Origin of the sequence: Pseudomonas sp. EL_65y_Pfl1_R83 (assembly GCF_963970695.1) — a bacterium.
GTDB classification, from domain to species: domain Bacteria; phylum Pseudomonadota; class Gammaproteobacteria; order Pseudomonadales; family Pseudomonadaceae; genus Aquipseudomonas; species Aquipseudomonas tritici.
Map to the genome: position 1 here is coordinate 25,708 of NZ_CAXAQI010000006.1, position 25,417 is coordinate 51,124.

The window sequence follows — 25,417 nt, forward strand, 5'->3', positions numbered from 1 at the left end:
TTTTTGCAACAGACCGCAGATACTCAAAGCCTTGTTTATTGTGACAACGGGCGAGACCTGCGGCGAAAGCCGCACGGGGCGACGAAATAGGGGAAGGCGCGATCTTATAATTAAATGTCGCGTCTTACCAATAGGGCTACGGTTTTAAAGGGCGTTCAAGCAGGGCGCCAAGGCGCTTTTGAAGATGAATTCCAGACAGCAGCGAACCATTTGTACACTGGCGTAGCAACCTTTTGCAATGCGCTGCGGCGGCTGCAGGTCAGGCTGCGTCGGTTTCAGCGCGAGCGTGTGAGGTTTCTGAAACATTTGCTCATGCTTAGCCATGGCCTGGCCTGATGCTTGTCGATTCACGAGGCGAACGTTGGTGGCGCGCTTGCCGGTCGCGGCCCATAGTTGGACCAAAGCCCTTATAAGAGACTGGCGATGACCAAGACTCTCCACCACCGTGCCTGCCATCTGTGTGAAGCCATCTGCGGCCTAACGCTGGAAACTACCCGAGCCGACGACGGCAACCTGGCGATCACCTCGATCAAGGGCGATGCCCAGGACAGTTTCAGTCGTGGGCATATCTGCCCCAAGGCTGTAGCGCTGCAGGATATCCAGAATGATCCTGACCGCCTGCACCAGCCCATGTTACGAGTGGGTAGCGAATGGCAGCCGATCGCGTGGGACGAGGCTTTCGCGCTCGTAGCCGAACGGCTGGCGGGCATTCAGGCGCGTCACGGGCAGAATGCGGTGGCGGTGTATCAGGGCAACCCCAGCGTGCACAACTATGGGCTGATGACCCACAGCAACTACTTCCTCGGCCTGTTGAAGACGCGTAATCGGTTTTCCGCGACCTCGGTCGACCAACTGCCCCATCACCTCACCAGCTATCTCATGTACGGCCACGGCCTGTTGCTGCCGATCCCGGACATTGATCACACCGACTTCATGCTGATCCTGGGCGGCAACCCACTGGCGTCCAATGGCAGCATCATGACGGTGCCCGACGTGGAAAAGCGCCTCAAGGCGATCCAGGCGCGGGGCGGTAAAGTGGTGGTGGTCGACCCACGGCGCAGCGAGACGGCGGCGATGGCTGATCAGCATCTGTTTGTGCGCCCAGGCGGTGATGCGGCGCTGTTGTTCGGGGTGCTCAACACCTTGTTTACCGAGAACCTGACCCGCGACAGCCATTTACCGGTTGAAGGCCTGGAGGATGTACGCCGCGTGATCGCCGGGTTTACCGCCGAGGCCATGAGTCGTCAGTGTGCGGTGCCTGCCGAGCAGATCCGCCAACTGGCACGGGACTTTGCCGCAGCGGATAAAGCGGTGTGCTACGGGCGCATGGGCGTATCAACCCAGGCGTTCGGCACGCTGTGCCACTGGCTGGTGCAACTGATCAACCTGGTGACTGGCAATCTCGACCGTGTGGGTGGCGCCTTGTGCACGACGCCCGCAGTGGATCTGGTGGCGTCGACCGGTGGCGGGCATTTCAATCGCTGGCAGAGCCGGGTTTCCGGGCGTCCGGAGTACGGTGGCGAGTTGCCGGTGTCGGCCCTGGCGGAAGAAATGCTCACTGAAGGCGAAGGACAAATCCGCGCGTTGGTGACAGTGGCCGGTAATCCGGTGTTGTCGACCCCTAATGGGCGGCAATTGGAGCAAGCCTTGGATGGCTTGGAGTTCATGGTCAGCGTCGACCTCTATATCAACGAGACCACGCGGTATGCCGATTTGATTCTGCCGTCCACGTCAGCGTTGGAAAACGATCACTACGACACGACCTTCAATATGTTTGCGGTGCGTAACGTCACCCGTTTCAACCAGGCGATCTTGCCCAAACCCGAGGGTGCGCTGCATGACTGGGAAATTTTCGTCGGGCTGGCCAAGGCCTTTGCGGCTCAGACCGGTACCACACTCAAGCCGACGATGCCGCCGGCGCAGATGATCGATTTCGGGCTGCGCGCGGGCGCGTACGGTGATGCCTCCAGCCACAAATTATCGGTGGCGATGCTGGCCGACCATCCCCATGGCGTGGACCTTGGGCCGCTTCAGCCCAACCTTGCCGCGCGTCTGAAAACCGTTGATGGCAAGGTGCAGGCGGCGCCGGCAGTTATCCTCGCCGACCTGGTGCGGTTTGCCGCGCAGCCGGGGCCTGTGGTCGACGAACTGTTGCTGATCGGCCGTCGCCATGTGCGCAGCAATAATTCCTGGATGCATAACTATCACCGGCTGGTGAAGGGCAAGCCGCGTCATCAATTGCTGATGCATCCTGACGACCTGGCCAGCCGGCGTTTACTGGATGGCCAGCGGGTGCGGGTGAGTTCTAGGATTGGCATGATCGAGGTGGAAGTTGTCTCCAGCCTGGACATGATGCCTGGTGTCGTCAGCCTGCCCCACGGCTGGGGCCATGGTCGCCCGGGCGTCCAGATGGGCATCGCCAGCGCGCAACCCGGAGCGAGCGCGAATGACCTGACCGACGAACGGCAATTGGACGAGTTGTCGGGCAATGCGGCGCTCAATGGCGTTCCGGTCCAGGTAGCAGCCGCCTGAGCACCGCGCTGGAATTTTGCGTTACAATGCGCCACCGTGCCGACCTGTGAGTCGCAAAGTTCCAGCCGAGGTGTTCCATGGATATCATCGAAACGATCAAAGAGCAGATTGCTGCCAACACCATTCTGCTTTACATGAAGGGCGCGCCAAACGCTCCTCAGTGCGGTTTCTCCGCGAAGGCGTCGCAGGCCATCATGGCGTGTGGCGAGAAATTCGCTTACGTGGATATCCTGCAAAACCCTGAAATCCGCGCCAACCTGCCGAAGTACGCCAACTGGCCTACGTTCCCACAACTGTGGGTCGCCGGTGAGCTGGTCGGCGGTAGCGATATCATCACTGAAATGGCCGCAGACGGTTCGTTGCAGGCGCTGATCAAAGAGGCAGCGGCAAACGCCGCGGCCAAGACTGACGCCTGATCTGCAGGAGCCGGCTTGCCGGCGATTGGCCCCACAGCCTGGCGTCGTACTTTCGGACGCTATTGCTGGCAAGCAGCTCCTGCAATCTGCCGTTCAATAAAAAGCCCCGCTTCTCGTAAGAGAGCGGGGCTTTTTTGTACCTGTTACCTGAGGGTTATTCACCCATCTGCGATTGCAGGTAGTTTTCCAGGCTGACTTTGTCGATCAGGCCCAGTTGGGTTTCCAGCCAGTCGATATGTTCTTCCTGGTCTTCCAGGATATCTTCCAGCAATTCACGGCTACCGTAGTCGCCGGTCAGTTCGCAGTGAGCGATAGCGGCCTTGAGGTCGCTGTGGCTCTTGCGCTCAAAACCAAGGTCGCTGCTGATCATTTCCTGGGTGTGTTCGCCGATGTTCAGCTTGCCCAGGTCCTGCACGTTCGGCAGGCCTTCCAGGAACAGGATGCGTTTGATCAGCGCGTCAGCATCCTTCATGGCCTTGATCGATTCTTTGTATTCACGCTTGCCCAGCTTTTCCAGGCCCCAATCGTCGTACATACGCGCATGCAGAAAATACTGATTGATCGCGACCAGTTCATTGGCAAGGATTTTGTTGAGTTGCTGGATGACTGAGATGTCGCCTTTCATGACTGGGGTCCTGCCCTGTAATAGCTGTATATAGGGCGGAGTTTGAGCGGCGCAATCCCTAGTGTCAAACCTAAGTTATTGAATAATAAATGAAAATTAATCGGAATAAGAATGTTTTTGTTCCGCGTCTTGGCGCTAACTAATTGAATTGCAGGCATAAAAAAACCGAACACTAAGTCCGGTTCTTTAAAACACGCCAAATCAGGCGTGTGTAAATTCTGCTGAATAGGGGAGCGCGGCCTGGGCTGTCTGCAGCTGCGTCAGGGTTTCCCGTACCACTTGCTTGGCGAGGCAAGCACATTTGCCACACTGGCTGGCAACACCGGTGGTTTCACGTACTTCCTTGTAGCTGCAGCAACCTTCGTAGATTGCTTCGCGGATTTTTCCGTCGGTGACGCCAGTACAGAGGCACACATACATAAGGGAGAACCATCGCGGGTTAGGCTTAAGTGCGATGGATCTTAATGTTAACGAGAATGATTGTCAAAGTAGATTCGTCGGTTATTTGCTGGCATCGCGCCCGCACTGACGAACGGTTTTTTCAGTGTATGATGGCCGGTCTTCACGAAGCGTGACTGCGTCACAGGGCTGTCGCCTATAAACGGCAGACTCAGGGCCGGTCCTTTTACTTCAATCGTCACCCTTACATCAGGAGATATCCAATGAGCGTACTCGTCGGCAAACAAGCCCCGGATTTCGACGTTCCAGCCGTTCTCGGCAATGGCGAAATCGTTGACAGCTTCAAGCTGTCTGAAGCCATCAAAGGCAAATATGGCCTGGTATTCTTCTACCCGCTGGACTTCACCTTCGTCTGCCCTTCGGAGCTGATTGCTCTGGACCACCGCATGGACGATTTCAAGGCGCGCAACGTTGAAGTGGTAGCCGTTTCCATCGACTCCCATTTCACCCACAACGCCTGGCGCAACACCGCCATCAACGATGGCGGCATCGGCAAAGTCAAATACACCATGGCTGCCGACATGAAGCACGACATCGCCAAGGCCTACGACGTTGAGTCCGAAGGCGGCGTAGCGTTCCGTGGCGCATTCCTGATCGATGACAAGGGCGTTGTTCGCTCCCAGATCATCAACGACCTGCCACTAGGCCGTAACATGGAAGAGCTGATCCGTCTGGTCGACGCACTGCAATTCCACGAAGAGCATGGCGAAGTCTGCCCTGCCAACTGGAAAAAAGGCGACAAAGGCATGAATGCTTCGCCAGAAGGCGTTGCGGCTTACCTGACCGAGAACGCTGGCAAGCTGTAAGCCAGTTTCACGGTGAAAAAAAAACCGGCCTGAGAAGGCCGGTTTTTTTATACGCGCGAAACGGCTGTAGTGAGATTTCAGTCGTTGAAGTCTTCCCAGCCGCCCATCTGCTTCCAGCGGTTGACGATGCCGCAGAACAGTTCGGCGGTTTTCTCGGTGTCGTAGCGGGCCGAATGGGCCTCACGACCGTCAAAGTCGATACCGGCTGCCTGGCAGGCTTTCGCCAACACCGTCTGGCCATAAGCCAGGCCGGCGAGGGTCGCGGTGTCAAAGCTGGAGAACGGGTGGAACGGGTTGCGCTTCATGTCCAACCGCGTCACGGCGGCGTTCAGGAAGCCCAGGTCGAAGCTACTGTTATGGCCGACCAGAATCGCGCGCTTGCAGCCATTGGCCTTCAACGCCTTGCGTACGCCGCGGAAGATATCGGTCAGCGCCGCTTCTTCACTCACCGCCATGCGCAGCGGGTGATCGAGCTTGATCCCAGTGAACTCCAGGGCGGCCGCTTCGATGTTGGCACCTTCGAACGGCTCGACACGGAAGAAGTGGGTGTGTTCCGCGAACACAAAACCCTGTTCATCCATGCCGATGGTGGTCGCGGCGATTTCCAGCAGCGCGTCGGTGGCGCAATTGAAACCACCGGTTTCTACGTCGATGACTACTGGCAGATAACCGCGAAACCGCTCGGCCATCGGGTGACGGGAACCGCCACCACTGTGCTCATGTTCGTCGTCGTAATGGTCTTCACTCACTTGTTTTCCTCCAGCAGGCGCCAGCGCAGTGTTTCACCGGCGCGCAGCGGGATAACAGTCAGCTCGCCAAACGGCAGGCTGGCAGGGGCGGTCCAGTCTTCACGAACCAGGGTAATGCGGTCGGTATTTGCCGGCAGGCCGTAGAAGCGCGGGCCGTTGAGGCTGGCGAACGCTTCGAGCTTGTCCAGCGCGTTGCGCTGTTCGAACGCCTCGGCGTACAGCTCGATGGCAGCATAGGCGGTGTAGCAACCGGCACAGCCGCACGCCGCTTCTTTGGCGTGCTGGGCGTGTGGGGCGGAATCGGTGCCGAGGAAGAACTTCGGGTTGCCGCTGGTCGCAGCATCCAGCAAGGCCACCTGGTGGGTGTTGCGCTTGAGGATCGGCAGGCAATAGAAGTGCGGCCGAATCCCGCCCACCAACATGTGGTTACGGTTGTACAGCAGGTGATGCGCAGTGATGGTCGCGCCGACGTTGGCCGAGGCCTCGGTGACGAACTGCACAGCATCGGCGGTGGTGATGTGCTCGAACACGACCTTCAGGGTCGGGAACAGCTCGACCACACGGCGCATGTGTTCGTCGATGAAGATCTTCTCGCGATCGAACACGTCCACGTCGCCACGGGTGACTTCACCGTGGATCAACAGCGGCATGCCGACTTCGGCCATGGCTTCGATGGCTGGCAGGATCTTGTCGATACTGGTCACGCCGGAGTCGGAGTTGGTGGTCGCGCCCGCCGGGTACAGCTTGGCGGCGTGCACGAAACCGCTGGCCTTGGCCTCGCGAATTTCTTCGGGCTGGGTGCGGTCGGTGAGATAAAGCACCATCAACGGTTCGAAGCGGCTGCCGGCCGGCCGTGCAGCGAGGATTCGCTGTCGATAGGCATCGGCTTGCTCGGCGTTACGCACCGGAGGTACCAGGTTAGGCATGATGATGGCGCGGCCAAAGGTACGCGCTACATCGGCCACGGTGTGGGGTAACGCAGCACCATCGCGAAGATGAATATGCCAGTCGTCGGGACGCAGCAGGGTCAGGCGGTCGGACATTGGGGATTCCAGGCGGGTCAATCTGGTGGGAATGCTACCGGAAAAGACTCTTGCAGGCACTCGCTATCAAGTTTTGCAGGAGGCAACCGATAGCCTTTCGTATGCCTTATCGATGTATGACGCTTTGAAGTGTTGTAGAAACCAGTGGAGCCTCCCGTGCGCCAGCATTATCTAGCCCTGCTCAGTGTGTTCGCCAGCCTGCCTGCGATGGCCCTCACGTTCCAGACACGTCTGGAGAATATTGAGTGGAAGGTAGAAGGGGACCAGTTCGAGTGCCGCCTGACCCAGCCGATCACCGACTTCGGTTCGGGTGAGTTCGTGCGCCGGGCTGGCGAGCAGGCGACGTTTCGTCTCAAAGCCTATAACGGCTCGCTGGGTGGGGGCTCGGCCACGTTGCTGGCCGCCGCCGCCCCTTGGCAGCCGGGGCGAGGTGATATCAACCTCGGCGCCGTGCGTGCCGGCAGTGGCGACGTGTTGTTCAACAGCTCCCAGGCCCAGGCTGGGCGCTTGTTCAATGGCTTGCTGGAAGGGCGTAGCCCGACCGTTCGCCATTACGGACGTGAAGGCGGCTACTCGGAAATCCGCCTGTTGCCGGTCAAATTCAACAAGGCTTACAACGACTACCAAGTGTGTACCACCAAGCTGTTGCCGATGAATTACGATCAGGTCAAACAGACCGAAGTCGGATTCCCCGGTGGCGGCATTGAGCTGGACGCGGCGGCCAAGAAGAAACTCGACGTGATTCTCGCGTTCATGAAAGCCGACCCCACCGTCAATCATATCGAGCTCAATGGCCATTCGGACAACAGTGGCAACCGCCTGACCAATCGTGATGTCTCGCGCCGCCGCGCCTTGGCGGTGATGGACTACTTCAAGGCCAATGGCATCCAGGAATCTCAGGTCACCCTGCGCTTTCATGGCGAAAGCTACCCGCTGGCGCCCAATACCAATGCGGCTAACCGGGCGCGCAACCGTCGGGTCAATATCCAGCTGGAGCGCGTGGCAGCCCCCGAGAAACCGTCGCCCCAGGCAACCGGCCCGAGCAACCCTGCGCACACGTCATGAAGTGCCGGCATAAGGTGCGACCATCGGTCGCTCGCTCGACATAATCTGTCGCTTTATCTTCATTTGCTGTCGCGCCCCTGTAAATTCACGGTTTTGATCGGTAGAATCGATGCCTTTCCGTACAACCCCGTGGAGTGATGGCATGGCCGACGTAAACAAGGTCGTTCTCGCGTATTCCGGCGGCCTGGACACTTCGGTGATCCTCAAGTGGCTGCAGGATACTTATAACTGTGAAGTGGTGACCTTCACCGCTGACCTGGGTCAGGGCGAAGAGGTCGAACCTGCACGTGCCAAGGCGCAAGCCATGGGCGTGAAAGAGATCTACATTGATGACCTGCGCGAAGAATTCGTCCGCGATTTCGTTTTCCCGATGTTTCGCGCCAACACTGTCTACGAAGGCGAGTACCTGCTGGGTACTTCCATCGCACGTCCGCTGATCGCCAAGCGCCTGATCGAAATCGCCAACGAAACCGGCGCCGACGCCATTTCCCATGGCGCTACCGGCAAGGGCAACGACCAGGTGCGTTTCGAACTGGGCGCCTATGCGCTCAAGCCTGGCGTGAAAGTGATTGCTCCTTGGCGTGAATGGGACCTGCTGTCCCGTGAAAAGCTGATGGATTACGCTGAAAAGCACGCGATCCCGATCGAGCGTCATGGTAAGAAGAAGTCCCCGTACTCGATGGACGCCAACTTGCTGCACATCTCCTATGAAGGCGGTGTGCTGGAAGACACTTGGACCGAACACGAAGAAGACATGTGGAAATGGACCGTCTCCCCAGAGAACGCTCCTGACAAAGCCCAATACCTGGAACTGACCTACCGCAACGGCGACATCGTCGCGCTGGACGGCGTCGAAATGACCCCGGCCACCGTACTGGCGACCCTGAACCGTATCGGTGGCGAACACGGCATCGGCCGTCTCGACATCGTCGAGAACCGCTACGTGGGCATGAAGTCCCGTGGCTGCTACGAAACCCCGGGTGGCACCATCATGCTGCGTGCCCACCGCGCTATCGAGTCCATCACCCTGGACCGCGAAGTGGCTCACCTCAAAGACGAGTTGATGCCCAAGTACGCCAGTCTGATCTACACCGGCTACTGGTGGAGCCCTGAGCGTCTGATGCTGCAACAAATGATCGACGCTTCCCAGGCCCACGTAAACGGCGTTGTGCGCCTGAAGCTGTACAAGGGCAACGTGATTGTGACCGGTCGCAAGTCCGATGACTCGCTGTTCGATGCCAATATCGCCACTTTCGAAGAAGACGGCGGCGCCTACAATCAGGCGGACGCAGCAGGCTTTATCAAGTTGAATGCATTGCGCATGCGCATTGCGGCCAACAAAGGTCGCTCGTTGTTCTAAGTTTGCGCGCGCTGTGAAAAATGGCCCCTTGTACAAGGGGCCATTTTTTTTGCCTAGGATTTTGTCCGCACTTGGAGTGTTTATAGCGCTTAAACATGTGTTGATGTTTTTTTTGCCGAGGTCTCTCTCAAGTGATGGTCTTGAATGAACTGTTGTTGAAAGTTTGTAGGGGGAATGAATTTTTTACATCTGCGTAGGAACTGGTCTTACAGAAAATTCACTCATGTAAGTGCCGTGAATGTATAAGTCGCAGAATGGTCTGTAGGAAATATGGAAGTAAGTGGATATGTTGAATGGAACTAAATCGACCCGTTTTTTCGTGCCGGCTTTGTCGGCAGCGGGCCAGAGGCAAGGGGTATTTCCTGAGAGTTACGTGCGGCGCGTTTACCCTGCGCCCCATACGCCATGGATATTTCACTCAAAGTATGTAAGTCCCCGGAAAGTTCTGAAAGGATCCATAAAACTGGATACATCTGAGACGGCGTTTTTTTGTAGGGCAATTCCTTTATCGTTGTGAGTTGGGTCTCTGCTTGCTAATGCTTGGGGGGGGGATGCTATGCCAACTAGTAAACGACTAGGCTATTGTGCTTGCTCTAAATAATTCGAACAGCGAAATTGGACTTTCTCATGAATAAAGTGCTGATCGTGGATGATCATCCCGTCATTCGTCTTGCTGTGCGTATGCTAATGGAACGTCATGGTTATGAGGTCGTTGCCGAGACCGATAACGGTGTCGATGCGTTGCAACTTGCGCGAGAGCATATGCCGGACATTGTCATACTGGACATTGGGATACCCAAACTTGATGGCCTGGAAGTTATTTGCCGGCTTTCCTCTACCAAACAGCCCGCGCCGTTCAAGGTGTTGGTGCTTACGTCCCAGGCCCCTGGCCATTTCTCCATGCGCTGCATGCAGGCGGGGGCTGCCGGCTACGTGTGCAAGCAACAGGACCTGACCGAGCTGCTGAGTGCGATCAAGGCGGTCTTGTCGGGCTACAGCTACTTCCCGAATCAGGCGCTCAACTCGGTACGCTCCACCATGGGTAATGCCAGTGAGGCTGATATGGTCGAGCGCCTGTCGGGACGGGAAATGATGGTATTGCAGCAGTTGGCCAGGGGCCGAACCAACAAGGAGATCGCCGACGGTATGTTCCTCAGCAACAAGACCGTCAGCACCTACAAGACACGTTTGCTGCTCAAGCTGAACGCACGCTCCCTCGTAGACCTGATTGAACTGGCCCAGCGCAACGGCTTGGTATAGAAGAGGGCAGTGCACCACGTATTGCTTGGATAAACGGCAGAAAAAAGCCTCCGTGAGGGAGGCTTCCGGCCGTCGACCGCTCGATTAGAGATCGAAGTCGTAATCGGCCAGCTGTTTTTGCAAGCGTCGTTCTTCCAGCAGGTTGTCGATGGTGCGGCGTTTGCTCAAATTGGTCTTGGCGACCTCTGCCACTGGTGCCTCGACCACATCGTCATCCGATTCAACGAGGTCGTCTTCCACTTCCAGTTGTTCTTTGCCAGTGCTCATAAGGTTCACTCCGGGCTAAGACTGCCGTTGGCGCCCCTTATAACGATAATCCATGATCCGGTAAAAAAGATTTTTTCAATCGACTGATCGAGAAAACCAATGATCCCTCAATCGTCGGACGTCTTTTCCTTGTATTCGCACAAGTCTTCGATGCGACAGCTGCCGCAGCGTGGCTTGCGAGCCTGACAAACATAGCGCCCGTGAAGGATCAGCCAGTGGTGGGAGTCCAACAGATAGGGCTTGGGCACGAACTTCATCAGCTGCTTTTCCACCTCCACCACGTTCTTCCCGCGGGCTATACCGGTGCGGTTGCTGACCCGGAATATGTGGGTGTCCACGGCCATGGCCAGTTGCCGGAATGCGGTGTTGAGCACCACGTTAGCGGTCTTACGGCCAACGCCCGGCAGGGCTTCCAGTTCCTCACGGGTTTGCGGCACTTGGCTGCCATGCCGCTCGACCAGCAGGCGGCATGTCTCGATAACGTTCTTGGCTTTGCTGTTGTACAGGCCAATGGTCTTGATGTACTCCGATAACCCGTCCACACCCAGGGCATACATCGCTTCCGGCGTGTTCGCCACGGGATACAGCTTCGCCGTGGCCTTGTTGACGCCGACGTCGGTGGATTGTGCCGACAGGATCACCGCAATCAGCAACTCGAACGGCGTGGTGTAAGCCAGTTCGGTCTTGGGTTCCGGATTGTCTTCGTGAAGCCTGCGGAAAATTTCCAGGCGTTTTGCGGCGTTCATAGGGTGGGGCGTTCCTAGGAGTCGGTCGGCGGCATTGTAGCAATACACACAGCAGGTTTTTGCGGATCAGATCTTGCCATGGGCATCGACTTGGCGCTGCGCCTCATCGAGGTTGTGTTGTGCCTCGGCCACTTGCTGCGAGTCGGCGTTCAGGTCCTGGGCTTTCTTCAATTCCGCACGGCGCATCGCCAGCTGGATTTTGGCGCGTTTCAGGTCGGCGATATTCATGGTCGTACCGACGGCCTTCGATGCGGTGCCCGGTTCCAGGGTCGCCAGCGCTTGTTCTGCCGCTTCGTACTGCTGCTGCAGGACGATCAACTGCGACTGTTGTTCATAGGTTGGCGGGTGACCGAAAGCCTTCAAGGATTTATGCAGTTGGGCGCGACTCATTGCGACCGTGATTTTAGCTTTTTTGATCGCCGCATCCTGCGCGGTACCGACGTCTACAGGTAAAACCGGTACTGGGCGTTTGACCCGAGCCAGGCGTTCGGCGAGTTTTTGCGATTCTTCCCGCTGCAGCCGCGCATTGCGTTGTTCATAACGCCGCCTTGCGCGATCGCGCTTGAGCCCTCGTTCATGGCGTTGCTGATCATTGGCGGCCAGGCCGCCGACAATTGGCAATACGGTGGCTGTCGGGCGCATTTCAATGCAGTCTACAGGGCATGGTGCAACGCAGAGGTCGCAACCGGTGCACTCGTCAATGAGCACGGTGTGCATCAGCTTGGCAGCGCCAACAATGGCATCCACCGGGCAGGCCTGGATGCATTTGGTACAGCCGATGCACTCGGCCTCGCGAATATAGGCGATCTGGGCCGGCGCTTCCCCTCGGCTGGTATCCAGTTCCAGCACCGGCACACGCAGTAGTTGCGCAAGGCCAGCAATGGTTTCCTGTCCGCCAGGCGGGCATTTGTTAATCGCCTCGCCTTGAGCAATACCCTCGGCGTAAGGTTTGCAGCCGGGATGCCCGCATTTGCCGCACTGGGTTTGCGGCAGCAGCGCGTCGATACGTTGAATCAGAGTCATGGGGTGATCATTGGCATGCCGTTGAGCGAACGGGCGTGTTGTGGATTTGTAGGCGCCCGGCAAGCCGGGCTCCTACAGTAGACCTAATTCGCTTGCAGCAGGCCCATAGGCTTACTTGATCCGTTGACCCGGCTTGGCGCCGCTGTCAGGGCTCAGCAGGTAGATCTCTTCACCACCAGGGCCGGCCGCCATGACCATGCCTTCGGAAATACCGAACTTCATTTTCCGTGGCTTGAGGTTGGCGATCATCATGGTCAGGCGACCGTCGAGCTTGGACGGGTCTGGGTAAGCGCTCTTGATCCCGGAGAACACGTTGCGTTGCTCGTCACCGATGTCCAGTGTCAGGCGCAGCAGCTTGTCGGCGCCTTCCACGGCTTCAGCCTTGACGATCAGCGCGACACGCAGGTCCACGGCAGCGAAGGCATCAAAGTCGATTTCCGGCGAGATCGGATCTTTGGCCAGCTCACCGTTGCCGGCTGGCGCAGCCGAGCCAGTGTCGGTCTGGCTGGCGACCAGGTCTTCTTTCGAAGCGTCGGTCATGGCCTGGACTTTAACCGGGTCGATACGGGTCATCAGCGGCTTGAACTCGTTCAACTGATGGTTGCTGAGCAAGGTGGCGTGATCGTTCCAGGTCAGCGGCGCCACATTGAGGAACGCCTCGGCATCCGCGGCCAACAATGGCAGCACCGGCTTGAGGAAAATCACCAGTTGGCGGAACAGGTTGATGCCCGTTGCACAGATCGCCTGGACTTCTGCCTGCTTGCCTTCCTGCTTGTTCAGCGACCACGGCGCCTTGTCGGCGATCCACGCGTTGGCGCGGTCGGCCAGGCCCATGATCTCGCGCATCGCGCGGGCAAAGTCGCGGGCTTCATAGGCGTCGGCGATGCTTGGCGCAGCGGCCAGGAACGCTTCCGTCAGTTCCGGCGCGGCGTTCTCGGCCACCAGTACACCGGCGTTACCCTTGTGGATAAACCCGGCGCAACGGCTGGCGATGTTGACGACCTTGCCGACCAGGTCCGAGTTGACCTTCTGTACGAAGTCTTCCAGGTTCAGGTCGAGGTCATCGACGCCACGGCCCAGCTTGGAGGCGTAGTAGTAGCGCAGGTATTCCGGCGACAGGTGGTCCAGGTAGGTGCGCGCCTTGATAAAGGTGCCACGGGACTTGGACATCTTCTGGCCATTGACCGTCAGGTAGCCGTGCACCGCGATGCCGGTTGGCTTGCGGTAGCCCGAACCTTCAAGCATCGCGGGCCAGAACAGGGCGTGGAAGTTGACGATATCCTTGCCGATGAAGTGGTACAGCTCGGCGGTGGAATCCTTGGCCCAGAAGGCATCGAAGTCCAGCTCAGGCGTGCGATCACACAGGTTCTTGAAGCTGGCCATGTAGCCGATCGGCGCGTCCAGCCACACATAGAAGTACTTGCCCGGCTCGCCCGGGATCTCGAAGCCGAAGTACGGCGCGTCGCGGGAGATGTCCCACTGCTGCAAGCCGGCATCCAGCCATTCGGCGATCTTGTTGGCGACGGCGTCCTGCAGCGTGCCGCTGCGCGTCCAGGTTTGCAGCATCTGCTGGAAATCCGGGAGCTTGAAGAAGAAGTGCTGGGAATCCTTGAGCACCGGCGTGGCGCCGGAGATCGCCGACTTCGGATCCTTCAGGTCAGTCGGTGCATAAGTAGCACCGCATTTTTCGCAGTTGTCACCGTACTGGTCTTCTGTGCCGCATTTCGGGCAGGTGCCCTTGATGAAGCGGTCGGCCAGGAACATTTTCTTTTCCGGGTCGAAATACTGCGTGATCGAACGCTTGGCAATGTGTCCGGCGTCTTTCAAGCGCAGGTAGATCTGGCTCGACAGTTCGCGGTTTTCGTCGGAGTGGGTCGAGTGGAAGTTGTCGAAATCCACCAGGAACTCGGCAAAGTCGGCGCTGTGTTCAGCCTGCACGTTGGCGATCAGTTGTTCCGGGGTGATGCCTTCCTTTTCGGCGCGCAACATGATGGCCGAACCGTGGGCGTCGTCCGCGCAGACATAAATGCATTGATTGCCGCGATGCTTCTGGAAGCGCACCCACATATCGGTCTGGATGTACTCAAGCATATGCCCAAGATGGATCGAACCATTGGCATAGGGCAGGGCGCTGGTGACGAGAATCTTGCGTGGCTCGGACATGGGGCTCGGCTACTTGATGAAACGGAGGTCGGCCACTATAAAGCGCCGGGAAATATATTTCACCCCGTGGCGCCGTTTCAGAATCTTCCGAACCTGCGAAAGCATGCCGTTGGGCGGCTGGAACGGTTAGGATAGCCGCCTGTTTCAGTCAGTCTTTTTTCGGGAGTAGCCCATGAGCGCCGTCAATCGCGCAGCGGTGGAAGCCGTTCTTCGCCAGTACACCGACCCCTATTTGAACCAGGACCCGGTCAGCTCCGGCTGTGTGCGCGCCATCGAAGTCCGCGGCGACCAGGTGTCGGTCCAGTTGGAATTGGGCTATGCCGCAGGCCTTTTCAAGAGCGGTTGGGCGCAGATGCTGCAAATGGCCATCGAAGGCCTGGACGGCGTACGGTCGGCCAAGGTCGACATTCAATGCGTGATCGCCGCGCACAAGGCCCAGGCGCAGATTCCGGGTCTGGCCAACGTCAAGAACGTTGTCGCCGTGGCGTCCGGCAAGGGCGGCGTGGGTAAGTCCACTACGGCGGCCAACCTGGCGCTGGCCCTGGCTCGTGAAGGTGCGCGCGTGGGCATTCTCGACGCCGATATCTATGGCCCGAGCCAAGGTGTGATGTTCGGCATTACCGAAGGCACTCGGCCGAAGGTCAAGGACCAGAAGTGGTTCGTGCCTATCGAATCCTTGGGCGTGGAAGTGATGTCCATGGCTTTCCTCACCGATGACAACACGCCGATGGTCTGGCGCGGGCCGATGGTTTCCGGCGCGTTGCTGCAACTGGTCACCCAGACCGCTTGGGGTGATCTGGATTACCTGGTGATCGACATGCCACCAGGCACCGGCGATATCCAGCTAACCCTGGCGCAGAAAGTCCCGGTGGCCGGCGCGGTGATTGTCACCACCCCCCAGGACCTAGCGCTGCTCGACGCGAAAAAAGGCGTGGAGATGTTCCGCAAGGTCAATATCCCGGTGCTGGGCGTGGTTGAGAACATGGCGGTGCATATCTGCTCCAACTGCGGCCACGCCGAGCATCTGTTTGGTGAGGGCGGTGGCGAGAAACTGGCGACTCAATACGGTGTGGAGCTGTTGGCCTCGTTGCCGCTGTCAATGCTGATCCGTGAGCAGGCGGACGGCGGCAAGCCCACCGTAGTAGCCGAACCGGATAGCCCGGTCGCCATGATCTATCAGGAGCTCGCACGTCACGTCGGCGCGCGAATCGTCCTGCAGGAAGCTGCAGCGCCGGCCATGCCGACTATTACCGTCAGCGACGACTGAGGGTGATGCAGGGAAAAGGCCTCGACCCTGTCGGGGCTTTCTCATGTCTGGAGGGCGGTCAAGCGGTGGCGGTTACGCATTTACGCAATTGGTCGTGTAAGCATTTACTTACTTTTTCGTAAGCGATTGGTTTTTTTACCCGTCTTGTGCGGCCCAGTTCTTCGAGAGCTTTTTCTATCTAATTGAAATATAACAATTAATTATTTCATGGTGCCCGCGAGAGCCTGCCAGCCAATGGGTTGGATGCCGTTGAACTTCCTTTGGAACTCTCTAACATCAGCCCTGTGTCCACGGATTGGCACAGCCATCAAGGAACGATGGTTGAAGGAACGTCGCAGGATGCGACTCATCAGGATGATGAAAAGGAATAAAGGGACTAGGGAAAAAATGTGGGCGGGTCATACCGCCCCTTTTTTTGTCTGTAGAAAAGTGAAACCCGCCATCCAGAAACGCAAAAAGGCCCGCAAGGGGCCTTTTAGGGGGGCGACGCTATTAGCGTTCGAGCTCTGCAATCTTACCTTTTTTGCCATCCCACTCCGCTGCGTCCGGCATCGGGTCCTTGCGCTCAGTGATGTTCGGCCAGATTTCCGCCAGCTCGACGTTCAACTGAATAAATTGCTGCATCTCTGCCGGGACTTCATCCTCGGAGAAAATAGCGACGGCCGGGCATTCAGGCTCACACAGGGCGCAATCGATGCACTCATCCGGGTGGATAACCAGGAAATTCGGGCCTTCGTAGAAGCAGTCCACCGGACACACTTCTACGCAGTCGGTGTACTTGCACTTGATGCAGTTGTCGGTGACGACGAAGGTCATTTCTAATTTTCTCCTCAGGCGGCGGCAGCGAAACCCCTTATGGCGGGGTTCGCGAGGTTCGGGAGCGATAATCTGCAGGTCAGGCTAAACGCCCGCAGCATCCCAAACCGCGCGAGATAATATCAGCTTGCAAGCGTCTGCGTTAGACCCGTGTCTTCAGTGCATAGAGCAATTCCAACGCTTTTCGCGGCGTCAAGTCGTCCAGGTCAAGCTTTGCCAGCTCATCCAGTACCGGATGGGGCAGGCTCGCGAACATATCGCTCTGGTGCGGCGCGGCCGGCTTGTTGGAGGTTTTGGCAGCGCTGGCGACCACGGTTTCATGGGGCAGCGCCGTGGTTTCCAGCCGGCTGAGGTGTTCGCGAGCGCGGGTGATCACATCGTTCGGCACACCGGCCAGTTGTGCCACGGCCAAGCCGTAACTCTGGCTGGCAGGCCCCGGCAACACATGGTGCAGGAACACAATGCGCTCGTTGTGCTCGGTGGCGTTCAAGTGCACGTTGGCCACCAGTGGTTCGCTTTCCGGTAGAACGGTCAGTTCGAAATAGTGGGTGGCGAACAGCGTGTAGGCGCGCAAATGCGCCAGGCGCTCGGCCGCCGCCCAGGCCAGGGACAGGCCGTCGAAGGTGCTGGTGCCGCGTCCCACTTCGTCCATCAATACCAGACTGCGTTCGGTGGCGTTGTGCAAAATATTGGCGGTTTCGCTCATTTCCACCATAAAGGTCGAACGGCCACCGGCCAGGTCATCGCTGGAACCGATCCGGGTGAAAATGCGATCAACCAGTGACAGCTCGCAACTCGCGGCCGGGACAAAACTGCCGATATGTGCGAGCAACACAATCAAGGCGGTCTGACGCATATAGGTGGATTTACCGCCCATGTTCGGACCGGTGATGACCAGCATGCGGGTGTCGTCGTCCAGCGACAGGTCGTTGGCGACGAACGGGGTGGTCAGCACCTGCTCTACAACAGGGTGGCGACCTTGCACGATACGCATGCACGGCTCGCTGACAAAACGCGGGCAGTTCAGGTCAAGGTTCAGCGCACGTTCGGCCAGGTTGCTCAGCACGTCCAGTTCGGCCAGGGCGGCGGCGGTGTCCTGCAGCGGCGCCAGTTGGCTGATCAAGTCTTCCAGCAACGCTTCGTAGAGCATTTTTTCCCGAGCCAAGGCGCGGCTCTTGGCCGACAGCGCCTTGTCTTCGAATTCTTTCAGCTCCGGCGTGATAAAACGCTCAGCACCCTTGAGGGTCTGGCGACGTTGATAGTCGACAGGTGCCGACTCGGCCTGCTTGCTGGGCAACTCAATAAAGTAGCCATGCACGCGGTTATAGCCGACTTTCAGGTTGGCCAGGCCGGTGCGGGCTTTTTCGCGGGCTTCCAGGTCAATCAGGAACTGCCCGGCGTTTTCGCTCAGGGATTGCAGTTCATCCAGCTCGCTGTCGTAACCGGTCTTCAATACGCCACCGTCGCGGATGATCGCGGGCGGGTTGTCGATGATGGCTTTTTCCAACAGCGTCGCCAGTTCCGGGTAGGTGCCAGCGGTTACCGCAAGCTGTTGCAGGTGCGGCGTATCCAGTTCAGTCATCGCTACTTGCAGTTGCGGCAAGGCGCCGAGGGCATCGCGCAGACGCGCCAAGTCACGCGGGCGCGCGTTGCGCAGGCCGATCCGCGCCAGAATGCGCTCTATATCGCCGATTTCCTTCAACTGCGGCTGCAGCTTTTCAAAGCGATAGCCGTCCAGCAGACAGGTAATAGACGACTGACGCGCTTGCAGCACGCTCAAATCCCGCAACGGACGGTTCAGCCAACGGGTCAGCAAACGGCTGCCCATGGCGGTCTGGCAACGGTCAACCACCGATTGCAGGGTGTTATCGCGCCCGCCGGCCAGGTTGGTGTCCAACTCCAGGTTGCGACGGCTCGCACCATCGAGCACAACGGTGTCGTCCAGACGCTCATGGCGCAGGCTACGCAAATGCGGCAGGGCCGTGCGCTGGGTTTCCTTGGCATAGCCAAGCAAGCAACCGGCGGCACCAATGGCCAGGGTCAGGGTTTCGCAGCCGAAGCCTTTGAGGTCCTGCACCGAGAATTGCTGGCACAGACTTTTCAATGCCGAGTCACGCTCAAAATCCCACGGGGCACGACGTTTGGTCCCACGACGTTTTTCCGCTGGCAGGTCCTTCGGCCAATCATCCGGAATCAACAACTCCACCGGATTGATGCGCTCCAACTCCGCCAGCAGATTCTCCCAGCCCTTGATCTCCAGCACAGTGAAGTTGCCACTGGTGATATCCAGCACCGAAAGCCCGAACAGACGCTCATCACCCAGCACCGCGGCGATCAGGTTATCGCGACGCTCATCCAGCAGCGCTTCATCGCTCACCGTCCCCGGCGTAATAATGCGCACCACCTGACGCTCAACCGGCCCTTTACTGGTCGCCGGATCGCCGATCTGCTCACAGATCACCACCGACTCGCCCAGTTTCACCAGCTTGACCAGGTAGCCTTCCAACGAATGGTAAGGAATCCCACACATTGGAATCGACTGCCCCGCCGACTGCCCGCGCGCGGTCAGGGTGATGTCCAGCAATTTGGCGGCCTTTTTCGCGTCTTCGTAGAAGATCTCGTAGAAGTCGCCCATGCGATAGAACATCAACTGATCAGGGTGCTGGTTTTTCAAGCGCCAGTACTGCTGCATCATCGGCGTATGAGTTGATAAATCTGAAATTGGCTTATTCATCAATGGCTTAGAGTTTTATGTTGAAAGGCTTGGGGCAGATTTGGGGCATTTTATCCTCAGGGATTTCGACGGATACAGCCGCTAGCGATAGCTTGGTAAGTCTGATAAATCCTAACACACGGTAGTCCCACGCTCACTCGTGATGCAGGGCCTGCCTTGGCGTGACGTGTAGCACTATGCTATTAAAGGTGCAGATTATTTCTGCAGGGCATCATAGTGAGAGCAGCATTTCCAGAATATTTCGTAGCTGAGCCAGAGCGCCAAAAGAAACTCTGGGCGGACTGTATTTTTGTGCTGGACACGAATGTTTTGTTAGATCTCTACAGGTTTTCTGACTCAGCAAGAGAAGCACTTTTCAAGGTGATGGAGTCTTTGGGTGAGCGTCTTTGGGTTCCTTATCAAGTAGCTGCTGAGTACTTCGAAAACCGTTTGAATGTTATTGAGGCTCAGTCTGAAGCTTATGCCAAATCAATAGCGGGTCTGAAGAGTGCGAAAGATAAGTTTAATTCTGGAACGCGGCACCCATTTGTTTCTGATGATGTATTTAATAAATTTATATCTTCCTACGATCTCATGATTGAAGAGCTTGAAAATAAGCAAAAAATTTACTTATCTTATGTGAATGATGATGTGATAAAGGGTCGTATTGGCGATCTGCTAAATGGACGCGTAGGTGATCCATACTCCGAAGATCGATTGCTGGAAATAGCCAGTGAAGGCGAAAAAAGATATTTGGAAAATGTTCCTCCTGGCTTTCAAGACGGTGGCAAAATTCCTGAGGCTACAACGAATAAACTTAGGCTTAAAAAGTTTGGTGATTTAATTCTGTGGAAGCAGTTAATTGACCATGCTTCGGTTAGTGATAAGCCCGTGATTTTGGTTACTGGCGAAAAGAAAGATGATTGGTGGCTCAAGTCTGATAAAGGGCTTGTGAGCGCCCTACCTGCTCTAAGTAAAGAATTTATGGAGGCTGTTAGTCAAGACTTCTACCTGTATGCGACAGATAGATTCTTGCTTAAAGCTAATGAATATTTAGAGCAGGATACATCGGCAAATGTTGTTGAGGAAATCAGAGAGATCAATAAGGATGAAGCAGATAGTGTTCGAGAGTCAGATAGTGCGATTCTGGATCGTGCATTAAATTCTTCTTGGCCTTCATTAGCGGTTACGGATGATCGAGGGGCTAAACATTATCTTACCGGAGGTGATGTGATTCTTCCTGATAGCTCCCTGTTCGAAATGTTGCAGGAGCAGCGCAAAGCTCTGCGTGAAAGAGCGCTTCAACTCCGACAAAATTTAGATATGCATTCTAGTAGGATTGAGAGAGTTGAAGCTGTTAGGAGGGATTTGTTGAGGTCCGGTGTATCTCCTGATGATCAAGAAGTTGTTGAGATTGAAGGTGAGATTTCAAGGCTGAAAGTTATTGTCGATGTGTATGAGCATGATATGTTTTTGTTGCGCAAACAAATGCGGGAGCTGCTCGTGCGCCAACGCCATCTGTTCGAGGACGAAAGCTAAAGTCTGTTCAAGGCTAACCATATTTTTTCAAGCTCCACGGGAGACTCATCATCCATCCACTTTGCATAAACTTGTACCAGCATGGTGAAGTCTTTGTGACCCATCTGCTTTGCAATGAATGCAATATTGCCGCGCGCAGTCAGACACCAGCATGCGTATGTGTGTCGAGTTTGATACGGCCGGCGCGGACGTATGCCGGAGCGCTTCTGGATCGCCGCCCACTTAGTATTCCAAGCGGTGGGGACATACCAGAAGTTTATGATCTTCTTGCGCGCCTGGGTAGATGGAGAAATCAGTGGGGTAGCCTTCTCTTTCCGGCTTTCATGCCTGTTCTGGAAGACATCAATGATGCGTGCAGGATGACCGGCAACGAGAGAAAGCAACACCCTGCAGGCTTCGACCGCTGGCGGCATTAATAATACTGAGCGCGACTTTCCCGTTTTGGGAACCTTGAACGTGCCGTTGGCGGTTATGGCGCGGGTGATGTGGATCTTTCCTGCGTCCAGGTCGATGTCTTCAACAGCCAGCGCGCATAGCTCACCTGGACGGAGCCCGGTATACACGGCCAACGTAATCGCAGCAGAGTCCTGGGGGTGAAGGCATCCTTTATCGACAAGCAGTTGAAACTCATAACGAGTAAGCGGATCCGGCTCTTGCCCTTGCATTGCGAACCGATTGCACGCTTCTGATAATCCAGTGCGGCAATAACCATTGGTTTCACACCAGCCCAGAAAGCCTGCGAACGTTGCCAGGTAGTGATTGACGGTCGACGGCGCTCGATCTGCAATTAGCAACGTTCTCAGCAACTGAATGTCTTCGGGCAATAAAACTCCGGCGAGACGATCTATTCCAACCAAGGCAGTGCAGATGTCCAAGGCATAACCGTACTTCTCCTCGGTAATTGGCGTGATGTCGACAGCCTTCAACGGCTTGTACCGTTCCAGCAACGCCCCAAGCCTTTCGTCCTTGGCACTGCTGTAGTTGGTAGCGTGCTTTGAGTTAGGAAAGTGCCTCCCATACTCGAAGTGACCGGTTTTGATCTCATGAAGAATTGCCGCCCTTAATAGGGCGGCGTGTTTGATGTTGGCTTTAGTGATCGGAAGGCCGAGGGATTCGCGGCAGCGTATACGCCGCCACATGAACACAACGCGTAGGTTGCCTCCGTGAATCTCAATCCCCTTGTGCTTTGCGAGCTCGGTTTCTAGGCCGCTTCCTGAGGTGCGCTCTCGGCCCACTTGTCATACTCCGTCATGTTGATTGCGATGCGCCCATCCGGTGTCTTGCGCCAGATCCGGCCCTGGGCCCAGGTGCCGTTTTTCACTTTGTGGCGGATGGCGTCTTCGCTGTAGCCCGTCAGTTCAGAAGCGCGGCTGATCATCACCCATCTAGGAAGACTCATTGAGTGGCATCCTGTGCTGTGTTTAGACTTGGGCTTTGGTTACAAAGTCCCTGAATGCGTAACGCATCAACTTCTTGTTCTAGTGCCACTTCTTGGGCTAAAGATTTGGAATGTCTGACTTTTAGAAGATCAAGCTCATCTCTCAGCGCCATTTCACGGCGATGCGCGGCATCACGCTGCTCAATTGAATTCCCAAATGACATTGTGACGAAGTAGTCCTTGTCTCGGATTGCGTCTAGAAATGCATCTGAAGGGGCATAAAGAACTATGGTTATTTCGCTCATGAACTCACCTTCGTCCACGGTCCAGGTACGCAAGCTGGTTTTTGTTTCTTTTGGAAGGCATCCAGTTCTTTCGTTCGCAGCTTTCGGGCGTTGTTCAAAAGTACGAAAAGACGGTCACGTTCCGCGCTTTTTATGGCTTTAAAATCAGCACTCGCGGCTAGGTATCCGACGAAAAAATTCGAAGCTCGCAGAAGCTCATCTTTTGTTTCTGCCGTCCTGACGCTCGATGCCATATAACGCAGGTACCAATAATCAACTCCAACATGTCTGGTCATAGAGGGCTCCCGCTAATATGGTGAGTACGCGTATACCCCACGGCAGGCTGCGCGAGCGGGCGTACCTGAGCGTTTAGCGTTGCATCAGCGAGCGCTGCCCCGCGCAGCTTTTCGTGGGGTATAAGTGCCTCGGTAGTGGCGCTGAGACGAGCAATAATGCCTGCTGCTGCGCAGCAGAGACTGTTTGTTTCTAGCGTGTAGACGCTGTCTGCAGCGCAGAGCAAAGCGGACGGGGAAGGGAAGTCATCCTGTTGGCTCTTCATGCCGCTTTCCTCCGGTGTTCGATAGCGAGTTGGTCCATCAGCCGCCGGTGGTAGGTGAGCCGGGCTTCGGTGGCAGGCCATGGGCGAATGGTTCCAACCATGGGTTCGATGCCGACCAAGCAATCCCAGATAGCCGGATCAGTTGGCATGAGGTCGCGGCGTTCCGTCGCAAGCGCAATCAGGTCAGCCTGGTGTATGCATGCGGGTAGATCGAAGGGCAGGTCGAAGCGCTCACAGACACGCCCCCATACGACGTCCTCAAATCCTCGATAGTCGGGCATCCACTTTTTGAGTGGCCGGGTCATATCGCCCAGGTACGCCTCGGTCGCATCGTGGAGCAGGGCCGCCAACTTGTGTTCTTCCGGCACCAGCTCGGCGACGATGCAGCTGTGTTGGGCCACGCTGTAGAACTCGCGGGTGTGGCCGTTGAAGCGGCATAGGTGTGCGAGCGAGTGCGAGATGTCCCGTGGGTCGATCATGTCGGCGTCAGGCTCGAACAAGTCGAAGCGTTTGCCGGTGGAGGTGAGGATCCAGTTCATGCGGCTTCCCTCACCAGGTCGGCCAGCAGCAAGGCGTTGTCGGTTGCCTTGTGCAATTGGCGCAGAGCTTCGTAGCCGATCAGTGCTTTCAACTGGCGGTCGAACTCTTTGCTGTAGCGGGTCAGGTCGCGAAGATCCTTGGTGGCCTTTGCATTTTGCTGTTGCAGTGTGCCGGCGGCCTGGGGCGTTAGGCGCAGCATCGGAATGGCCTGGCTCATACGTCACCGCCACAAGCTTTGTTTTGTTGGGCGACGGCATCCTGGTTGGTTGATCGAAAATAAAGAGCCGCTTTTTCGGCATCTTTCGGACACATTTTTATCTTCGGGCTTTCTCCGATCACTAGTCGGCGAGTCTGGGCCTCAGTGGTCGAATTATTCACTTCAGTCGCGGCCATTTCTGGTGCTGCTGGGTCCAGCAAAGCTGCCATGGCGAGCGCTTGGTCGCGGAGGGTAAGTGAGTCGCGCTCGAGCTTTTTGCCAGTGCGAAACGCGCTGAATGTCTCGGCTGCGATACGTAGCTTTTCGGCGACATCCAATAGAGTTTGGCGAGCTGGCTCCCCCAACTTCGACGCATCCAGTGCCCGCTTGTAGTGGGCAAACAGTTGCTTGTGGTGAGTCTGGGCTTGCTCAAGCAATAGCTCCAGGTCCCGGATGGCGCGCGAGCTATCAGATTGCTGAATAGCCTTGCCTTCATCGATGCCTTCGATGCGACCATCAATCAAGCCCCCTCGATAGCCGACCCAATAGAGGATCGCGGCTGCGAAAATGATGCTGATCAACGCGCAAATTTGAATTGCAGTCATGTGGTGTGCTCCTGGTGGTGTGTTGGCTGGTGGTGGCAGCCAATTGGTGTGTTATTCGTCGTCTGGATCTGGTGGATCTGCCAGGCCACACATCAGCTTGGCCTGATAGGGCATGTAACCCTCCTCTCGGAGGGCGTCGTAGCGCTGATAGTCGGCGGCAAAGTAGCTGCACTCATCACACAGTCGGCTGCCCTGTTCTTCGGCAGACAACGGTGTATCGCAGTGTCGGCATTGGTCTAGCAGTGACATGTCACACCTCGTCTTCGGCGGCTTCTGGTCGCGGCATATCTTCATCCGCCTTGTAGGCGCGAATGTCGATTAGCGAGGCCACATGCTTGATATGAGCGTACTTCGGCGCCTTGCGGCTGTTGACCAGCGTTGTCACGGGCAGTTGAATTCGGCCTGTGGCAATTGCGTCGGCAAAAGATCCTTCGTTGAGGTTCCGGAAGTACCGTTCGCGCAACTTTTCCACAGGAATCAGAACGTCACCGAAGGTCCGGTACAGCAGTTCGACTGTCGCCGGATCTGGTGCGGGCAGCAGCCGCAGTGGCTGCTGGTCAGCGTGTGCAGTCATTGGGTTTCCTCCGTTGAGGATGATTCCAGGCATTCAGGCAATGGCGTTTAGTCAGCTCCCGCAGATGCTCCGGCACTTCGAGGAGCGCGGCGTTGCGCTCCTCGCGTGTGCGCATGGCGACGATCTGGCGGGCGTATTCCCTAGGCCACGTCACGGTTGTCTTCCGGGATGGCTGGCATTTCGAGTCCCAATTGATCGGCAAGCCAGCGCATGCCCGCCTGCCTGACCTTGGTCGACTGGCTGTACTGCATCCCAGCTTTTTCGTGATACCAGTTGCTGTCTTTCACCCGCAGATACTCTCGATCACGGACAGGGAAGGCTGGAAGGCGACGGTCATTGAGCAAGCCCTTTTCGCGCATCATGGCGATCAACTTGGGGCGTGTGAGTCCGAAGTACTTGGCGGCTTGTTCCAGGTTACGTTCCATGTCGTCC

Annotated in this window: 28 protein-coding genes; 8 read left to right on the plus strand and 20 right to left on the minus strand. The window is 56.8% G+C overall.

Annotation, left to right across the window (positions count from 1 at the left end):
- Window positions 1-423: 423 nt before the first annotated feature.
- Entirely contained in the window at window positions 424-2,532 is a 2,109-nt protein-coding gene (locus AACY08_RS10275; protein WP_339469326.1) for a molybdopterin oxidoreductase family protein, read from the plus strand.
- Window positions 2,533-2,609: 77 nt separating this feature from the next.
- Complete coding sequence (gene grxD / locus AACY08_RS10280) at window positions 2,610-2,948, plus strand: Grx4 family monothiol glutaredoxin (protein WP_339469327.1); 339 nt, start codon at window positions 2,610-2,612, stop codon at window positions 2,946-2,948.
- A 154-nt stretch (window positions 2,949-3,102) separates the two neighbouring features.
- On the opposite strand, the gene bfr is transcribed toward grxD, so the two are convergent.
- Together bfr and AACY08_RS10290 are read right to left on the minus strand one after the other, a co-directional pair.
- Window positions 3,103-3,573: a bacterioferritin gene (bfr, locus tag AACY08_RS10285; protein WP_065872518.1), complete on the minus strand. Its 471-nt coding sequence runs from the start codon at window positions 3,571-3,573 to the stop codon at window positions 3,103-3,105.
- A gap of 201 nt (window positions 3,574-3,774) precedes the next feature.
- Window positions 3,775-3,993: a bacterioferritin-associated ferredoxin gene (locus tag AACY08_RS10290; protein WP_339418292.1), complete on the minus strand. Its 219-nt coding sequence runs from the start codon at window positions 3,991-3,993 to the stop codon at window positions 3,775-3,777.
- 242 nt (window positions 3,994-4,235) lie between these two features.
- Here AACY08_RS10290 and AACY08_RS10295 point away from each other — a divergent pair, with 242 nt between their 5' ends.
- Window positions 4,236-4,838 carry a peroxiredoxin gene (locus AACY08_RS10295; protein WP_003172097.1) on the plus strand — a complete coding sequence of 201 codons (603 nt, stop codon included), beginning with the start codon at window positions 4,236-4,238 and terminating at the stop codon, window positions 4,836-4,838.
- 77 nt (window positions 4,839-4,915) lie between these two features.
- Here AACY08_RS10295 and rnt read toward each other — a convergent pair whose 3' ends face one another.
- Complete coding sequence (rnt, locus tag AACY08_RS10300; protein WP_339418291.1) at window positions 4,916-5,587, minus strand: ribonuclease T; 672 nt, start codon at window positions 5,585-5,587, stop codon at window positions 4,916-4,918.
- Complete coding sequence (pyrC, locus tag AACY08_RS10305) at window positions 5,584-6,630, minus strand: dihydroorotase (RefSeq protein WP_339469328.1); 1,047 nt, start codon at window positions 6,628-6,630, stop codon at window positions 5,584-5,586. The genes rnt and pyrC overlap by 4 nt, the downstream gene beginning before the upstream one ends.
- A gap of 156 nt (window positions 6,631-6,786) precedes the next feature.
- Between pyrC and AACY08_RS10310 the strand changes: the two genes are divergently transcribed.
- The 3 genes from AACY08_RS10310 (at window position 6,787) to AACY08_RS10320 (ending at window position 10,315) form a co-directional block, all read left to right on the plus strand.
- The gene (locus AACY08_RS10310) at window positions 6,787-7,695 is read left to right on the plus strand and encodes a flagellar protein MotY (protein ID WP_339469329.1); all 909 of its coding nucleotides are present in this window, start codon (window positions 6,787-6,789) and stop codon (window positions 7,693-7,695) included.
- A 142-nt stretch (window positions 7,696-7,837) separates the two neighbouring features.
- On the plus strand, window positions 7,838-9,055 hold the full coding sequence (locus tag AACY08_RS10315) for an argininosuccinate synthase (RefSeq protein ID WP_049709749.1): 1,218 nt from the start codon (window positions 7,838-7,840) through the stop codon (window positions 9,053-9,055).
- A 627-nt stretch (window positions 9,056-9,682) separates the two neighbouring features.
- Window positions 9,683-10,315 (plus strand): response regulator transcription factor, encoded by a 633-nt coding sequence (locus tag AACY08_RS10320; protein ID WP_010212736.1) that lies wholly within the window; start codon window positions 9,683-9,685, stop codon window positions 10,313-10,315.
- Between the two features lie 84 nt (window positions 10,316-10,399).
- On the opposite strand, the gene AACY08_RS10325 is transcribed toward AACY08_RS10320, so the two are convergent.
- The 4 genes from AACY08_RS10325 to metG all read right to left on the minus strand — a co-directional run bounded on the left by AACY08_RS10325 (window position 10,400) and on the right by metG (window position 14,514).
- Window positions 10,400-10,582 carry a PA3496 family putative envelope integrity protein gene (locus AACY08_RS10325; RefSeq protein ID WP_049709748.1) on the minus strand — a complete coding sequence of 61 codons (183 nt, stop codon included), beginning with the start codon at window positions 10,580-10,582 and terminating at the stop codon, window positions 10,400-10,402.
- Window positions 10,583-10,689: 107 nt separating this feature from the next.
- The gene (gene nth, locus AACY08_RS10330; protein WP_339455564.1) at window positions 10,690-11,328 is read right to left on the minus strand and encodes an endonuclease III; all 639 of its coding nucleotides are present in this window, start codon (window positions 11,326-11,328) and stop codon (window positions 10,690-10,692) included.
- A 66-nt stretch (window positions 11,329-11,394) separates the two neighbouring features.
- On the minus strand, window positions 11,395-12,414 hold the full coding sequence (gene rsxB / locus AACY08_RS10335) for an electron transport complex subunit RsxB (RefSeq protein ID WP_339469331.1): 1,020 nt from the start codon (window positions 12,412-12,414) through the stop codon (window positions 11,395-11,397).
- Between the two features lie 48 nt (window positions 12,415-12,462).
- Window positions 12,463-14,514 carry a methionine--tRNA ligase gene (metG, locus tag AACY08_RS10340; protein WP_339469332.1) on the minus strand — a complete coding sequence of 684 codons (2,052 nt, stop codon included), beginning with the start codon at window positions 14,512-14,514 and terminating at the stop codon, window positions 12,463-12,465.
- 172 nt (window positions 14,515-14,686) lie between these two features.
- Between metG and apbC the strand changes: the two genes are divergently transcribed.
- A complete protein-coding gene (gene apbC / locus AACY08_RS10345; RefSeq protein WP_339469333.1) occupies window positions 14,687-15,781 on the plus strand; it encodes an iron-sulfur cluster carrier protein ApbC in 1,095 nt (364 codons plus the stop codon).
- 492 nt (window positions 15,782-16,273) lie between these two features.
- Here the strand turns inward: apbC and fdxA are convergent, their stop codons facing one another.
- Window positions 16,274-16,597, minus strand: coding sequence for a ferredoxin FdxA (fdxA, locus tag AACY08_RS10350; RefSeq protein WP_065872510.1), 324 nt, complete (start codon window positions 16,595-16,597; stop codon window positions 16,274-16,276).
- A gap of 142 nt (window positions 16,598-16,739) precedes the next feature.
- The gene (gene mutS / locus AACY08_RS10355; RefSeq protein ID WP_339469589.1) at window positions 16,740-19,319 is read right to left on the minus strand and encodes a DNA mismatch repair protein MutS; all 2,580 of its coding nucleotides are present in this window, start codon (window positions 19,317-19,319) and stop codon (window positions 16,740-16,742) included.
- Between the two features lie 228 nt (window positions 19,320-19,547).
- On the opposite strand from mutS, the gene AACY08_RS10360 reads away from it, so the two are divergent.
- A complete protein-coding gene (locus AACY08_RS10360; protein ID WP_339469335.1) occupies window positions 19,548-20,849 on the plus strand; it encodes a PIN-like domain-containing protein in 1,302 nt (433 codons plus the stop codon).
- Here the strand turns inward: AACY08_RS10360 and AACY08_RS10365 are convergent.
- The 10 genes from AACY08_RS10365 to AACY08_RS10410 form a co-directional block, all read right to left on the minus strand.
- Window positions 20,846-22,084: a site-specific integrase gene (locus tag AACY08_RS10365; protein ID WP_339469337.1), complete on the minus strand. Its 1,239-nt coding sequence runs from the start codon at window positions 22,082-22,084 to the stop codon at window positions 20,846-20,848. The two genes, AACY08_RS10360 and AACY08_RS10365, sit on opposite strands and share 4 nt — an antisense overlap.
- The gene (locus AACY08_RS10370; RefSeq protein WP_042944248.1) at window positions 22,051-22,248 is read right to left on the minus strand and encodes a hypothetical protein; all 198 of its coding nucleotides are present in this window, start codon (window positions 22,246-22,248) and stop codon (window positions 22,051-22,053) included. Before AACY08_RS10370 ends, AACY08_RS10365 begins: the two co-directional genes overlap by 34 nt.
- Window positions 22,245-22,532: a hypothetical protein gene (locus AACY08_RS10375; protein WP_339469338.1), complete on the minus strand. Its 288-nt coding sequence runs from the start codon at window positions 22,530-22,532 to the stop codon at window positions 22,245-22,247. Before AACY08_RS10375 ends, AACY08_RS10370 begins: the two co-directional genes overlap by 4 nt.
- Window positions 22,529-22,807, minus strand: coding sequence for a hypothetical protein (locus tag AACY08_RS10380; RefSeq protein WP_339469340.1), 279 nt, complete (start codon window positions 22,805-22,807; stop codon window positions 22,529-22,531). Before AACY08_RS10380 ends, AACY08_RS10375 begins: the two co-directional genes overlap by 4 nt.
- A gap of 259 nt (window positions 22,808-23,066) precedes the next feature.
- Window positions 23,067-23,609, minus strand: a complete 543-nt coding sequence (locus AACY08_RS10385) for a phosphohydrolase (protein ID WP_339469342.1) — start codon at window positions 23,607-23,609, stop codon at window positions 23,067-23,069.
- Window positions 23,606-23,827: a hypothetical protein gene (locus tag AACY08_RS10390; protein ID WP_339469343.1), complete on the minus strand. Its 222-nt coding sequence runs from the start codon at window positions 23,825-23,827 to the stop codon at window positions 23,606-23,608. The genes AACY08_RS10385 and AACY08_RS10390 overlap by 4 nt, the downstream gene beginning before the upstream one ends.
- Entirely contained in the window at window positions 23,824-24,411 is a 588-nt protein-coding gene (locus AACY08_RS10395; protein ID WP_339469344.1) for a hypothetical protein, read from the minus strand. Before AACY08_RS10395 ends, AACY08_RS10390 begins: the two co-directional genes overlap by 4 nt.
- 51 nt (window positions 24,412-24,462) lie before the next feature.
- Window positions 24,463-24,660, minus strand: coding sequence for a hypothetical protein (locus AACY08_RS10400; protein WP_143505337.1), 198 nt, complete (start codon window positions 24,658-24,660; stop codon window positions 24,463-24,465).
- Between the two features lies 1 nt (window position 24,661).
- Window positions 24,662-24,985, minus strand: coding sequence for a pyocin activator PrtN family protein (locus tag AACY08_RS10405; protein ID WP_339469345.1), 324 nt, complete (start codon window positions 24,983-24,985; stop codon window positions 24,662-24,664).
- Window positions 24,986-25,125: 140 nt separating this feature from the next.
- Window positions 25,126-25,410 (minus strand): phage antirepressor KilAC domain-containing protein, encoded by a 285-nt coding sequence (locus AACY08_RS10410; RefSeq protein ID WP_185709343.1) that lies wholly within the window; start codon window positions 25,408-25,410, stop codon window positions 25,126-25,128.
- Window positions 25,411-25,417: the final 7 nt, after the last annotated feature.